At 64.3% G+C, this 12242-nt stretch carries 10 protein-coding genes; 3 read left to right on the top strand and 7 right to left on the bottom strand.

Translation table 11 applies throughout. The features are described 5' to 3' along the window. The first annotated feature begins 31 nt into the window (after window positions 1-31). Window positions 32-613 carry an NAD(P)H-dependent oxidoreductase gene (locus AC0L2L_RS07980; RefSeq protein WP_473577345.1) on the top strand — a complete coding sequence of 194 codons (582 nt, stop codon included), beginning with the start codon at window positions 32-34 and terminating at the stop codon, window positions 611-613. Further along, window positions 613-1200 carry an NAD(P)H-dependent oxidoreductase gene (locus AC0L2L_RS07975; protein WP_473577344.1) on the top strand — a complete coding sequence of 196 codons (588 nt, stop codon included), beginning with the start codon at window positions 613-615 and terminating at the stop codon, window positions 1198-1200. The genes AC0L2L_RS07980 and AC0L2L_RS07975 overlap by 1 nt, the downstream gene beginning before the upstream one ends. A gap of 154 nt (window positions 1201-1354) precedes the next feature. On the opposite strand, the gene AC0L2L_RS07970 is transcribed toward AC0L2L_RS07975, so the two are convergent. The 5 genes from AC0L2L_RS07970 to AC0L2L_RS07950 form a co-directional block, all read right to left on the bottom strand. Further along, on the bottom strand, window positions 1355-3802 hold the full coding sequence (locus AC0L2L_RS07970) for a GcvT family protein (protein ID WP_473577343.1): 2448 nt from the start codon (window positions 3800-3802) through the stop codon (window positions 1355-1357). Further along, the gene (locus tag AC0L2L_RS07965; RefSeq protein WP_473577342.1) at window positions 3799-4980 is read right to left on the bottom strand and encodes a pyridoxal phosphate-dependent aminotransferase; all 1182 of its coding nucleotides are present in this window, start codon (window positions 4978-4980) and stop codon (window positions 3799-3801) included. The genes AC0L2L_RS07970 and AC0L2L_RS07965 overlap by 4 nt, the downstream gene beginning before the upstream one ends. Beyond that, complete coding sequence (locus AC0L2L_RS07960; protein WP_473577341.1) at window positions 4980-5879, bottom strand: homocysteine S-methyltransferase family protein; 900 nt, start codon at window positions 5877-5879, stop codon at window positions 4980-4982. Before AC0L2L_RS07960 ends, AC0L2L_RS07965 begins: the two co-directional genes overlap by 1 nt. After that, entirely contained in the window at window positions 5876-8329 is a 2454-nt protein-coding gene (locus tag AC0L2L_RS07955) for a GcvT family protein (protein ID WP_473577340.1), read from the bottom strand. Before AC0L2L_RS07955 ends, AC0L2L_RS07960 begins: the two co-directional genes overlap by 4 nt. Before the next feature lie 106 nt (window positions 8330-8435). Next, a complete protein-coding gene (locus AC0L2L_RS07950) occupies window positions 8436-8978 on the bottom strand; it encodes a helix-turn-helix domain-containing protein (protein WP_473577532.1) in 543 nt (180 codons plus the stop codon). A 281-nt stretch (window positions 8979-9259) separates the two neighbouring features. On the opposite strand from AC0L2L_RS07950, the gene AC0L2L_RS07945 reads away from it, so the two are divergent. Next, on the top strand, window positions 9260-9964 hold the full coding sequence (locus AC0L2L_RS07945; RefSeq protein ID WP_473577339.1) for a nitroreductase: 705 nt from the start codon (window positions 9260-9262) through the stop codon (window positions 9962-9964). Window positions 9965-10073: 109 nt separating this feature from the next. Here the strand turns inward: AC0L2L_RS07945 and AC0L2L_RS07940 are convergent, their stop codons facing one another. Further along, a complete protein-coding gene (locus tag AC0L2L_RS07940) occupies window positions 10074-11456 on the bottom strand; it encodes an MFS transporter (RefSeq protein ID WP_473577338.1) in 1383 nt (460 codons plus the stop codon). 195 nt (window positions 11457-11651) lie between these two features. Further along, window positions 11652-12239 carry a sarcosine oxidase subunit gamma gene (locus tag AC0L2L_RS07935; protein ID WP_473577530.1) on the bottom strand — a complete coding sequence of 196 codons (588 nt, stop codon included), beginning with the start codon at window positions 12237-12239 and terminating at the stop codon, window positions 11652-11654. Window positions 12240-12242: the final 3 nt, after the last annotated feature.

Here is a 12242-nt window from a genome sequence, read left to right as displayed (position 1 = left end):
TGCCTCGCGCTGACCTTCGGGATGTTGTCCAGTGAACGTCCTAGTCCTCTACGCTCATCCGGTGGAGACCAGCTTCAATGCCGGCCTGCACCGGACGATCGTCGAGCGGCTGAGCGCGGCGGGGCATGCAGTCGACGATTGCGATCTCTACGCCGAGGATTTCGATCCGCGCCTGACGCGCGCTGAGCGGCTCGGCTACCACGACCCGCGCGGGCCTGATGATGCGGTCGCCGGCTACGTGGAAAGGCTTCAGAGAGCCGAGGCGCTGGTGCTGTCGTTTCCGGTCTGGAACTACGGCTATCCGGCCATCCTGAAAGGCTTCTTCGATCGCGTCTTCCTGCCCGGCGTGTCGTTCAAGCTGGTCGACGGCAAGGTGCGGCCGACGCTGCACAACATCCGCAAGCTAGCTGCCATCACCACCTATGGTGGCAGCCGTTTTCGCGCCATGCTGATGGGCGATCCGCCGCGCAAGGTCGTGAAGCGCATGCTGCGGGCCACCATAAAGCCCGGCGCTCCCGTTTCCTATCTCGCGCATTATTCGATGAATCTCTCGACCGACGAGACGCGCAACGCCTTCATCGCGAAAGTCGCTGCGACAATGGACGGTTTCTGATGCGCGTGCTGGTGGTCTATTGCCATCCGGTGCCGGAAAGCTATTGCGCCGCGATCCGCGACGCGGCGATAGAGGTGCTGAAGGGGCGAGGCTGGGAGGTGCGGCTGCTCGACCTCTATGCCGAGAATTTCGATCCGGTGATGAGCTGCGAGGAACGGCGCTTCTACAACGACCGCGCGCCGGACGATCCGGCGCTCAAGCCGCATTTCGAACATCTGGAATGGGCGCAGGCGATCCTCTTCATCTACCCGACCTGGTGGTATGGGCTGCCGGCGATGCTGAAGGGCTGGTTCGACCGCGTGTGGGCGACCGACATCGCCTTCAAGCTGCCGGCCGGCAAGGGACGGATCACGTCGCTGATGAGGCACGTGACCAAGGTCGGCGTCATCACCACTTGCGGCGCCCCGACCTGGTGGAGCGTCATCGTCGGCCAGCCCGGCCGCAAGACCATCCTGCGCGGCATGCGGGCGCTGTGCGCCACGCGCTGCAAGACGTTCTTCCTGGCGCATTACATGATGGACTCGTCCACGCCGAAGAGCCGGGCTGCGTTCCTGGCGAAGGTCAGGGCGAGGCTGGGGAAGTTTTAGAAACAGCTTTCTTCGCCCCGTTTACGGGGAGAAGATGCCGGCAGGCAGATGAGGGGCAGCGCCAGCGTTTGCCTTAGTTTGAGACGTCGGCGCCGCCCCTCATCCGGCCCTTCGGGCCACCTTCTCCCCGTGAAACGGGGCGAAGGAAGAGGCACTACATCTTCACCCGTTCCGCCTTCGGATCGTACATCGGCTTCAGCGAGGCTTCCGCCGCAAAACGCTCGCCGGCGATCTCCACCTCGTAGGATGAAGCCAGCACATCCGCCTCGCTCTCGCCCTTGCAGGGCACATAGCCAAGGCCGATCGCGCCGCCGAGATGGTGGCCGTAATTGCCGGAGGTGACCGGACCGACGATCCTGCCGTCGCGCAGGATCGCCTCGTTGTGGAAGAGCAACGGCTCAGGGTCCTTCAGGCGGAACTGCACCAGGCGGCGGCTCAAGCCAGCTTCTTTTTTCCTCAGCACCGCGTCGCGGCCGATGAAGTCGGGCTTGGCCGTCTTCACCGCAAAGCCAAGGCCAGCCTCAAGCACATTGTCCTCGTCGGTGATGTCGTGGCCGAAATGACGGAAGGCCTTTTCGATGCGGCAGGAATCCAGTGTGTGCAAGCCACAGAGCTTCAATCCGACATCCGCGCCGGCTTCAGTGATCGCCTCGAAGACATGGGCGGCCTGCTCGGTCGAGACATAGAGTTCCCAGCCAAGCTCACCGACATAGGTGACGCGATGGGCGCGGGCGAGGCCCATGCCGATCTCGATCTCCTGGAAGGTACCGAACGGGTTGGCTTCGTTGGAGAAGTCGTTCGGGCTGACCTTCTGGATCAGTTTTCGCGAGTCCGGCCCCATCAGGCAGATGACGGCTTCAGCGGCGGTCACGTCGGTGATGACGACGAACTCGTCCGCAACATGCCGCCTGAGCCAGGCAAGGTCACGCTGCAAGGTGGCACCGGGCACGACGAGGAAATAGGCCGTCTCCGAAAGCCGCGTCACCGTTAGATCGCTCTCGATTCCGCCTTTTGCGTTGAGCATCTGCGTGTAGACGATCCTGCCCGGAGCGACGTCCATGTCGTTGGCGCAGAGCCTTTGCAGGAAGGCGCAGGCATCGCGGCCTTCGACGCGAATCTTGCCGAAGGAGGTCATGTCGAACAGCCCAACGCCGTTGCGCACGGCGAGATGTTCTTCGCGCTGGTTGTCGAACCAATTCTGCCGCTTCCAGGAATAGCGGTATTCGCACTCCTGGCCTTCGCGGGCAAACCAGTTGGCACGCTCCCAGCCGGCGACCTCGCCGAAGACTGCGCCTCGCGCCTTCAGGTGCTCGTGCAAGGGCGAGCGGCGCACGCCGCGCGAGGTCGCCATCTGGCGGTAAGGGAAATGGTCTGCATAGAGCAGGCCGAGCGTTTCGGAAACGCGCTCCTTCAGATAGCGGCGGTTCTTCTGGAAGGGTTGGGCACGGCGGATATCGACCTCCCAGAGGTCGAAGGGCGCCTCGCCGTCGTTGATCCACTGCGCCAGCGCCATGCCTGCGCCGCCGGAGGAGACGATGCCGATAGAATTGTAGCCGGTCGCCATCCAGTAGCCGGAAAGCTCCGGCGCCTCGCCGAGATAATAGCGGTCGTCCGGGGTAAAACTCTCGGGGCCGTTGAAGAAGGTGTGGATGCCGGCGGTGCCCAGCATCGGCATGCGGTTGACGCCCATTTCGAGGATCGGCTCGAAATGGTCCATGTCCTCGGGCAACTGGTCGAAGCAGAAATCCTCGCGAATACCGTCCATGCCCCAGGGTTTCGCAATGGGCTCGAAGGCGCCGAGCATCATCTTGCCGGCGTCCTCCTTGTAATAGGCGCATTCGTCCGGAACGCGCAGCACCGGCAAGCGGGAGAGGCCGGGGATCGGTTCGGTGACGAGATAGAAATGCTCGCAGGCATGCAGGGGGATGGTGACGCAGTTCTGCCGCCCAAGCTCGCGCGCCCACATGCCGGCGCAGTTGACGACGATATCGGTCTCGATCGTGCCCTGATCCTCGCCCTGCGCCCAGGAGACGCCGGAGACGCGGCCGTTCTTCGTGTCGACCTTGGTGACCTTGACGTTCTCGATGATTGTCGCACCACGCTGGCGCGCGCCCTTGGCCAGCGCCATGGCGATGTTGGCCGGGTCGCACTGGCCGTCGAGCGGCAGATGCACCGCGCCGACCACGTCGGATACATTGAGATGCGGGTACATGTCCTTGACTTCGCTCGGCGAAATCTCGCGCACGTCGACATCGAAGGCGCGGGCAAGCGAAGCCTGCCGATATATCTCGTGCTTGCGCTCCTCGGTCAGCGCGACGGTGATCGAGCCGACCTGGCGCATGCCGGTGCCGACATCGGTCTCGGCTTCTAGCTTGACGTAGAGGTCCGCGGAATATTTCGCCAGTCGCGTCATGTTTTGCGAGCCGCGCAACTGGCCGATCAGACCCGCCGCATGCCAGGTCGTGCCGCAGGTGAGTTGCTTGCGCTCGAGCAGCACGATGTCGGTCCAGCCGAGCTTGGCCAGGTGATAGGCGACCGAGCAGCCGGAGACGCCGCCACCGATGATCACCGCGCGGGCCTTGGTGGGAATGGCTTTGCTCATGCGGCCTCGCGGCGATAGTTCGAAGCGAAGCGGCGCACGCGAAGCGCTGCTTCCTTGAGGATGGGCTCGGGCTGGCAGAGGCTGATGCGGATGTGGCCGGCGGCGGCCTCGCCGAAGCTCGATCCGGGCATGACGCCGACCTTTTCCTTGTCGAGCAGCGCCCAGGCGAATTTCTCGTCGTCGGGTTCGACGGCGGAGATATCGAGCATGATGTACATGCCGCCCTCGGAGCCGCGCACCGTGACTTCGTTGGCGCCGCGTATGGCATCGAGGAAGACGGTGCGGCGGCCCGCGTAGCGTTCGGCGATGTCCTTCACGCCGTAGTGGTTCTCCAGGGCTTCGGCGCAGGCGATCGAGATGAAGGCGGGCAGGCCGTAGGTCGTCACCAGGTTGAGATCGGTCATCAGCGCGATCATCGCTTTCGGGCCGGTCAGCCAGCCCATGCGCCAGCCGGTCATGCCATGGCTCTTCGACATCGAATTGATGACCAGCGTGCGCTCGGCCATGCCGGACAGCGAGCGCGGCGAGATGTGCTCGCCGCCGCCGAGCGTCCAATAGACCTCGTCCGACAGCAGCCAGAGATCGCGCTCCTTGCAGATTTCGGCCAGTTGCTCGAGCCGTTCGCGCGAATAGACGGCGCCCGTCGGGTTGTTCGGCGTGTTGATCAGGATGGCGCGGGTATTGGGCTTGAGCGCGGCGCGGATCATGTCGGCGCGTGGTTGAAAACCGTCCTCGGCCGGCGTCTCGACCACGGTGAAGCTGGTGCCTGCGGCGCTGAAAGTGTTGGGGTAGGTGGCGTAATAGGGCGCGACGACGATGGCGTGATCGCCCGGATCGAGCACGCCTTGCACGGCGGCATAGAGCGCAGCCTGGCCGCCCGACGTGGCGATGACTTCGTCGAGTTCAGTCGGGACGCCGGTGCAGGCGGTCGCGGCGGCGGCCATTGCCTTGCGCAGGCGCGGCAGGCCGGGCAGCGGCGTATAGTGGTGGTTGCTGCCGCGTACCGCGTTGACGCAGGCTTCGATCGTTTGCGACGGCGTGTCGAAGTCGTGGTCGCCGACCGAGAGCACGATGATGTCCTCGCCAGCCTGCTTGCGCGTCCAGGCGGCGAAGTGAACTTCCCAGCCATCCTTGCCCGAAGGCACGATACCGGTAATGCGCTTTGACGGTTTTGGCATCAGAAGACTCCCGAAATCTGGTGGCCGGCCCGCGTGAGCTTATCGCGCAGGGCGGCGATATGGGCGGGGCCGACCTCGCAACAGCCGCCGACAATGCTGGCGCCGACATCGACCCAGCCGACGGCCTGGTCCGCATAGGCTTGCGGATCGAGATCATGGCGGGCGTGCAGCACATCCACCGTCCCGCCATGCTTCAATGCCTCCACCGAAGTGAAGCCATTGGCATAGGCACCCACTGGTCCGCCCAGGGCGACGAGTTCGGGCAAGGCGGCGGCAATGGCTTCGGGCCGGCAGCAGTTGAGTAGCCGAACCGCAACCGGCAGGTCGCCGAGGGCGTTAGCCGCGGCAGCAATGGTTTCGCCGCCGCGCAGGCGCGGCGTGCCATGATCGGCGAGCGTCCAGGATACCCATACGGGCTTGCCGCTTTCCGAAGCCGCGGTGACCGCCGCGCGCGCCTCCTCGGCGGAAGCCATTGTCTCGCACAGGAACAGATCGACGCCGTCGGCCTGCTCGGCGACGATGCGGCGATAGATATCGAGCGTGTCCTCGAAGGAGATGGTCAGCGCCGGCGCGTAGCTGCCGAATAGAGGCGACAGGCAACCGGCGATGGCAGCGTCGCCCGCCTCCTCGCGAGCCTGGCGCGCCAGTTCGATGCCGCGCTTCTGCAAGGGCTTGAACAGATCTTCCGCGCCCTCGCGCGCCAGGCGCTCCGGCGTTGCCGAATAGGTGTTGATGGTGATGACACGCGCGCCGGCACGGATGAATTCCGCATGCAGGTCGCGCACCAGTTCCGGCTCGTCGATCAGCACCCTGGCCGACCACAACGGCGTCGGCTCGGACCTGCTGCGACGGACCAGTTCCTGGCCCATGCCGCCGTCAGTGAGGATGACGGAGGTCATGCCCGCAACCTCTCATTCTTCGGATCCCATAGCGGCTCGTCGTTCTGAACGACGGCTTTGAAACGATCGCCAAAAATCTCGACTTCGACGGCGATGCCGGGTTCAGCGAGATCGGTGCGCAGCGTGCCGAGCGCGATCGACTTGCCGACGCGGTGGCCCCAGCCGCCCGACGTCGTCTCGCCGACGATCCTGCCGTCATGCCAGAGCGTCGACATGTAGGGCGCATCGCAATCACCGGGGTTCTCGATGACCAGCGTGACGAAGCGCTTCTTCACGCCCTGCTGCTTTTCGTTGAGCAAGGCCGCCTTGCCGCGGAAGTCGGGCTTGTCCCATTTGACGAAGCGCTCAAGGCCACCCTGCAGGATCGAATAATCGGTCGACAGGTCGCCCTTCCAGGTCCGGTAGCCTTTTTCGAGTCTGAGCGAATCCAGCGCATACATGCCGAAGGGCTTCAGGCCATGCTTCTGGCCCACGGCCCAGACAGCGTCGAAGACGGTCGCGGTGTCGGCGACCTTGGTGTGGATTTCCCAACCGAGCTCGCCGGCGAAGGAGACGCGCACCAGCTTTGCCCAGCGTCCGGCGATGCTGGTCTCCTGATGCGTCAGCCACGGCAGCGTCAGGTCGGCGTCGCAGACCTCGGCCAGGATCTTGCGCGAGTTCGGACCGGCGAGGATTTGCGTTGAGTATTCCTCCGTCCGATCGGCCAGCGTGAAAGCCGCGTCGGCAGGCATGCGCGACTTCAGCCATTCGAAATCGTGCCACTGCGCCACCGCCGCGGTGATCAGCGTCATCTGCCCCTCGCCATGGCGCACGACCGACATTTCGGTGACGATGCGGCCCTTGTCGTCGGCGAAATAGACGAGGCCGATGCGGCCGGGCTTGGGCACGAGGCCGGTGACCTGCTTTGCCAGCCATTCGGCTGCGCCCGGACCTTCGAGGTTGAAGCGCGAGAAGCCAGGCAGGTCGAGGATGCCGGCCGCGTCGCGCACGGCCAGGCATTCCTCGCGTACGCGCTGCTGCCACGGTCCGTCGCGGCGGAAGGTCAGCGTCGCTTGCTCGGACGTATCGTCGCCCGGCCTGGCATACCAGGTGGCGCGCTCCCAGCCATTATAGGCGTCGAACTGGCCGCCCAGCGCCTTGACGCGGTCATGCAGCGGCGAAAGCTTGCGATTGCGCCCCTCCGGCCAGGCATGACGCGGGAACTGGATGGCGTATTCGTTGCCGTAGATTTCCATGCCCTTGGCGACGCAATAGTCGGGTGCCGAGGCAAAAGACGTGAAGCGGCGCGGGTCGCAGGACCACATGTCCCATTCCGTCTGGCCCTCGGTGACCCATTCGGCCAGCACCTTGCCGGCCCCGCCACCCTGGGCGATGCCGAAGGTGAAGACGCAGGCCTCGAAGGCGTTCGGCACGCCGGGCATAGGCCCGATCAGCGGGTTGCCGTCCGGCGCGTAAGGGATCGGTCCGTTGATCACCTTGGACAGGCCGGCGGTGCCCAGGATCGGCACGCGGGCGACAGCGTCGGCGAGGTAGTGCTCAAGACGGTCGAGATCGTCGGGGAACAGCTGGAAGGAGAAATCCTCCGGCATTGGATCGTTGTGGGTCGCCCAATGCGCGCGGCAATTGCGCTCATAGGGGCCGAGATTCATGCCGCTCTTTTCCTGGCGCAGGTAGTAGGACGTGTCGACGTCGCGCAGCAGTGGCAGTTTGTGGCCCTGCTCCTTCGTCCAGGCGGCGAGCTCGGGGATTTCCTCGAACAGGATGTATTGATGGCTCATCACCATCATCGGCACGTCGCGGCCGAACATCTTGCCGACTTCGGCGGCGCGGTAGCCGGCCGCGTTGATGACGATCTCGCAGCGGATCTCGCCTTGCGGCGTCGTGACCACCCATTCGCCGTTCTCGCGGCGCACGCCGGTGACCGGGCAGAAGCGGATGATCCTGGCGCCCATGTCGCGCGCGCCCTTGGCCAGCGCCTGCGTCAACTGCGCCGGATCGATGTCACCGTCGCTCGGATCGTGAAGCGCGCCCTTCAGCTCATGCGTCTCGATGAAGGGATAGCGACGCTTGATCTCGTCGAGGCCGACGATGTCGATGTCCATACCCTGATAGCGGCCCATGCCCTTGGCGCGCTGGAATTCCTGCATGCGCTCCTTGGTGTGGGCAAGCCGGAGCGAGCCGGTGACATGGTAGTTCATCGGATAGTCGACGGCTTCCGCCAGGCCCCGGTAAAGCTCCGTCGAATAGCGCTGCATGTTCATCAGCGACCACGACGACGAGAAGGTCGGCACGTTGCCGGCGGCATGCCAGGTCGAGCCGGAGGTCAACTCGTTCTTTTCCAGAAGCACGCAGTCGGTCCAGCCTGCCTTGCAAAGATGGTAGAGCGAGGAGCAGCCGATGACACCACCTCCGATGATCACCACGCGCGCCGTGGTCGGCAAACCGGCCATGTTTTTCCTCCGAACTTCCAAAGCGCGTCAGGACGCGCCTTGATTCTTTGTTTCATGCATGCCGTCGTCCCAGAACCGCTGCGCACTTTTGGCGGCATGCATTGGCTCAATATACCGGCGGCGAAACCACCCAGATGACGACCGCCGGCTCGACGCCAGGATTGCGCCAGCGGAACGGCTTGCCCTCGAAGCGGAACGAGTCGCCTTCGCCGAGACGATGCCAGACGCCGCCGATCTCGATCTCGAAAGTGCCCGACGCGACATAGCCCGCTTCTTCCGTCGGACGGCGCGCCTCGGTTTTCAGTTCCGCGCCCGGCGCGAAGACCGAGCGCAGCATCTCGAAGCTACCGCCGAGATCGGGTGACAGAAGCTCTTCCACCAGACCGGATTCACTTGTGCCAAGCGAACGGCGGCTGCCGGCGCGCACGACCACGCCGCGTTCCTCTTCGACAGGCACATCATGGCTGAAGAACAGGCTGATCGGAACATCGAAGAGGCTGGCGAATGCCCTGAGGTCGCCGAGCGAGGGGATAGAAAGACCGCGCTCGACCTGGCTGACCCAACCGACCGAACGGCCCAACTTGAGCGCAATTTCAGCGAGCGTGAGGCCGCGCGCTTTGCGCAGCGCACGGATGTCGCCGGCCAGCAGCCGGTCGCCATTGTCCTGCTCCGATTTGGTCGCCGTCGGGGTCAAAGGGTCGCTCGTGAAAAAATCTGACTAAATTTCATGAGACGGTAAAATCATGAAAAAATCAAGAGGATTTTCATAGGCCACAAGATTTGCTTGCGCGTTTTCGGCCGTTGATGCAAAGGCTCGCGCACGAGCGGCGAGTGGGGCGCCCGGTCGGGGACCAGTTTAGCTTAGAGTCTGCGGATGGTCGTCAGGAAAACCGTGTGTGCGGTTTCCGGCCATGCGCAAAGGGACGGCCCATGCTTGAGAAGAACATCCGGATCGCATCGGAAGCGGCGATCGTCGACGATGCGATCACGTCGCGCCGGTCGGTGCGCGCCTTCCTGCCCGATATGGTCGACGACGATACAGTCCGCGCCATACTGGCGGTCGCCGCAAGGGCACCGTCCGGCACCAACATGCAGCCCTGGCGCGTCTATGTGACCAAGGGCGAGGTCAAGCAGCGCATCAGCGATGCCATCCTCAACTCGGGCATTCGCGCCGAAAAGGCCGAGTGGGACGAATACCGCTATTATCCCGACCAGTTCTTCGAACCTTACCTCACGCGCCGCCGCGCCAACGGCTTCGGTCTTTACGGCGTGCTGGGCATCGGCCGGCGCGAGGTCGACAAGATGCGGGCGCAGCACGACCGCAACTTCGTCTTCTTCGATGCGCCGGTCGGCATGATCTTCACGATCGACCGGAGGCTGAACCAGGGGTCGTGGATCGACTACGGCATGTTCCTGCAGAACATCATGGTGGCGGCGCGGGGCAGGGGGTTGCATACCTGTCCGCAAGCGGCGTTCGCACCCTATCACCGTCAGATCAGGCCGGTGCTCGATATTCCCGACGAGGAGATCGTCGTCTGCGGCATGGCGCTCGGCTACGAGGACACGTCGAAGCCCGAAAACGAATTCCGCACCGACCGCGCGCCGCTCGATGACTGGGTGACGTTCGCGGAATAGAACCGGCTTAGTGCGTTTCACCGTTTCACGGAAACGGCAAAACGCCCTATCTCTTTGTTTTTTACGCAATTCCGGACGGAACACCGCTCACACTTTTCCTGGAATTGCTCTAGTCGGTGCTCATATGGGCGCCGTGGCCGCTGACATGGGCGCCGTCCTGCGGCGTCAGCCTCAGATAGGCCGACAGCGCGCAAAGCGTGATCAGCCCTTCGATGACGAACAGGATGCGGTAGTCGTTGACGCTGGCCTTGCCGCCGCCGGCAAGCAGCGACAGCAGCGCGGCCGCGAGGCCGACGCTGATCGCCACCGCAAGCTGCCACAGGATGTAATAGAGCGCGCTGAAGCGCGCGAGCTGCTCGGGCGCGATGTCCGAATAGGAAAGATTGCCGGTCGAGGCCCACTGCACCGAGCGGAAGACACCGAAGGCGAAGATATAGGCCAGCACGATCCAGGCCGGCAGGCTTTCGTGCATCAGGCCAAAGCCCGCGACCAGCAAAGCGACGATCGGCGTGTTGGTGACCAGCACGCGCTTGAAGCCGAAGCGGTTCAGAAGCCGCGGCATGAAGAAGCGCATCGTCAACGACCCGATCGCGGCGACGAAGGTCAGCGAACCGGCCTGCACGGCGCTCATGCCGAAGCCGAGCTGGAACATCAGCGGCAGGAGGAAGACCACCGAGCTCAGGCCGATCGTGTCGAGGGCGCCGCCGGTGAGGAAGGAGATGCGGAAGGTCCGGATGCGCAGCAGGTTAAGGTCGAGCAGCGGGTTGCGCGCGCGCAGGCAGTAGAAGGCGGCAACCGCCAGGATGGCGATCGCCAGGCCAAGCTCGATGCCGATGAGGCCGCTCGCGGCGTCCCTGGCGGCAAGCGAGTCCATGCCGAAGACCAAGAGGCCCATGCCGCTGCCGACGAGCAGGAAGCCAGGGAAATCGAACGGCGTGCGCACCGGCTTGGTCATCGATGGAAACAGCGAGGCGGCAAGCAGCGCGGCCGTCAGCGCGATCGGGATGTTGATGTAGAAGATCCAGCGCCACGAGACATAGGTGGTCAGCGCGCCGCCCACCAGCGGTCCGACCAGCGGTCCGGATTGGCCGGCGAGCGAGATGTACATGTTGATCTTGAGCGTGCGGTCGCGCGGGAAGCTCGACAGGATGACGACCTGGCCGAGCGTGCCCATCAGCGCGCCGCCGCAACCTTGAAGGGCACGCGAGCCGACCAGCATCCAGATGTTTTCCGAAAGGCCGCACAATGCCGAGGCGCCGGCGAAGACGAGCAGAGCGAAGCAATAGACGTTGCGCAAGCCGAAGCGGTCGGCCAGCCAACCGCCGAGCGGCATGGTGATGATCAGGCTCGCGACATAAACGGTGATCAGCAGGCCAAGCTGGCTTGGCGGACGATCGAGGCTCTCGCCGATGCCGGGCAGCGCCGTGACCACGACGTTCTGGTCAAGACTGGTCATGAACACGCCGCAAGCCACGGTTGCCGGCAGCAGCATCGACGGGCCCTCCGCCGGAGCAAAGCGGGTCGTGGCCGTCGCCGAAGTCTCAACAGTCATGGAAGGGTATGGTCGAACTGGTTGCCTGAGCGGACGTTTGCCGGGCAAACGCCGATGATTCCTTATCTATCATCGCTGCTGGCTCACGGCTCAAGCAGCAGTTGCAGCCGTCCGTAGTGCCAGACGCCGGCGGGGCTATTGCACCTCGTAGCCGACTTCTTCGCTGGCGTGGCACAAAGCTTTCCAGAACGAGCGCGCGAAGGAGCGGAAGACGTAGATATCGAACTGGTCGGCGCCGCTGCGCTGGATCTGCGCGAAGATGTCGTGATGGTTGGTCGAGCGGCCGGCGCCGGGCGGGAAGGCCGGCAAGGCGAAGTCGATGGCGAAGAATTTCGCCATCACCCATTCGGCCTTCGGGCCGGCGATGCGGATCGCCGTGCGGCCATGCGAAAGGTCCGTCAGCGTGCCGATGGCCGGCGTGATGGCTCCGGCAAAGGCTTGAGCCAGCCCCTCGGCTTCGTCGACCACGGTGAATTTGCCCGGCGCGAAGCCGAAGGCGGCACGGGCACCGTTGCTCACACCACCGCCGGCGCCGTCGGGCAAGGCAAGACCGGTGACCTTGCGGATGGCGTCGATCAGCCGTTTCTCTTCACCCGGCCAGGCGGCAAGCTGCAGGATCGAACCCGGCCGCGTCTCGGACAGGATGACGTCGACGCCGTGCTCGAAATTGCCATGCGAGCCCGGATGATATTCGGGCTCGAGCGGCGATTGGCGTTCGGGCAATTG

Source organism: Mesorhizobium sp. WSM4832 (assembly GCF_055811115.1).
This window is presented reverse-complemented; position numbering and strand designations above follow the sequence as displayed.

Bases quoted from the DNA above. Each gene is read 5' to 3' on its own strand.
- AC0L2L_RS07955 (WP_473577340.1), bottom strand. From the start codon at position 8,329: ATGGCCGGTTTGCCGACCACGGCGCGCGTGGTGATCATCGGAGGTGGT.
- AC0L2L_RS07965 (WP_473577342.1), bottom strand. From the start codon at position 4,980: ATGCCAAAACCGTCAAAGCGCATTACCGGTATCGTGCCTTCGGGCAAG.
- AC0L2L_RS07970 (WP_473577343.1), bottom strand. From the start codon at position 3,802: ATGAGCAAAGCCATTCCCACCAAGGCCCGCGCGGTGATCATCGGTGGC.
- AC0L2L_RS07960 (WP_473577341.1), bottom strand. From the start codon at position 5,879: ATGACCTCCGTCATCCTCACTGACGGCGGCATGGGCCAGGAACTGGTC.
- AC0L2L_RS07940 (WP_473577338.1), bottom strand. From the start codon at position 11,456: ATGCTGCTGCCGGCAACCGTGGCTTGCGGCGTGTTCATGACCAGTCTT.
- AC0L2L_RS07945 (WP_473577339.1), top strand. From the start codon at position 9,260: ATGCTTGAGAAGAACATCCGGATCGCATCGGAAGCGGCGATCGTCGAC.
- AC0L2L_RS07975 (WP_473577344.1), top strand. From the start codon at position 613: ATGCGCGTGCTGGTGGTCTATTGCCATCCGGTGCCGGAAAGCTATTGC.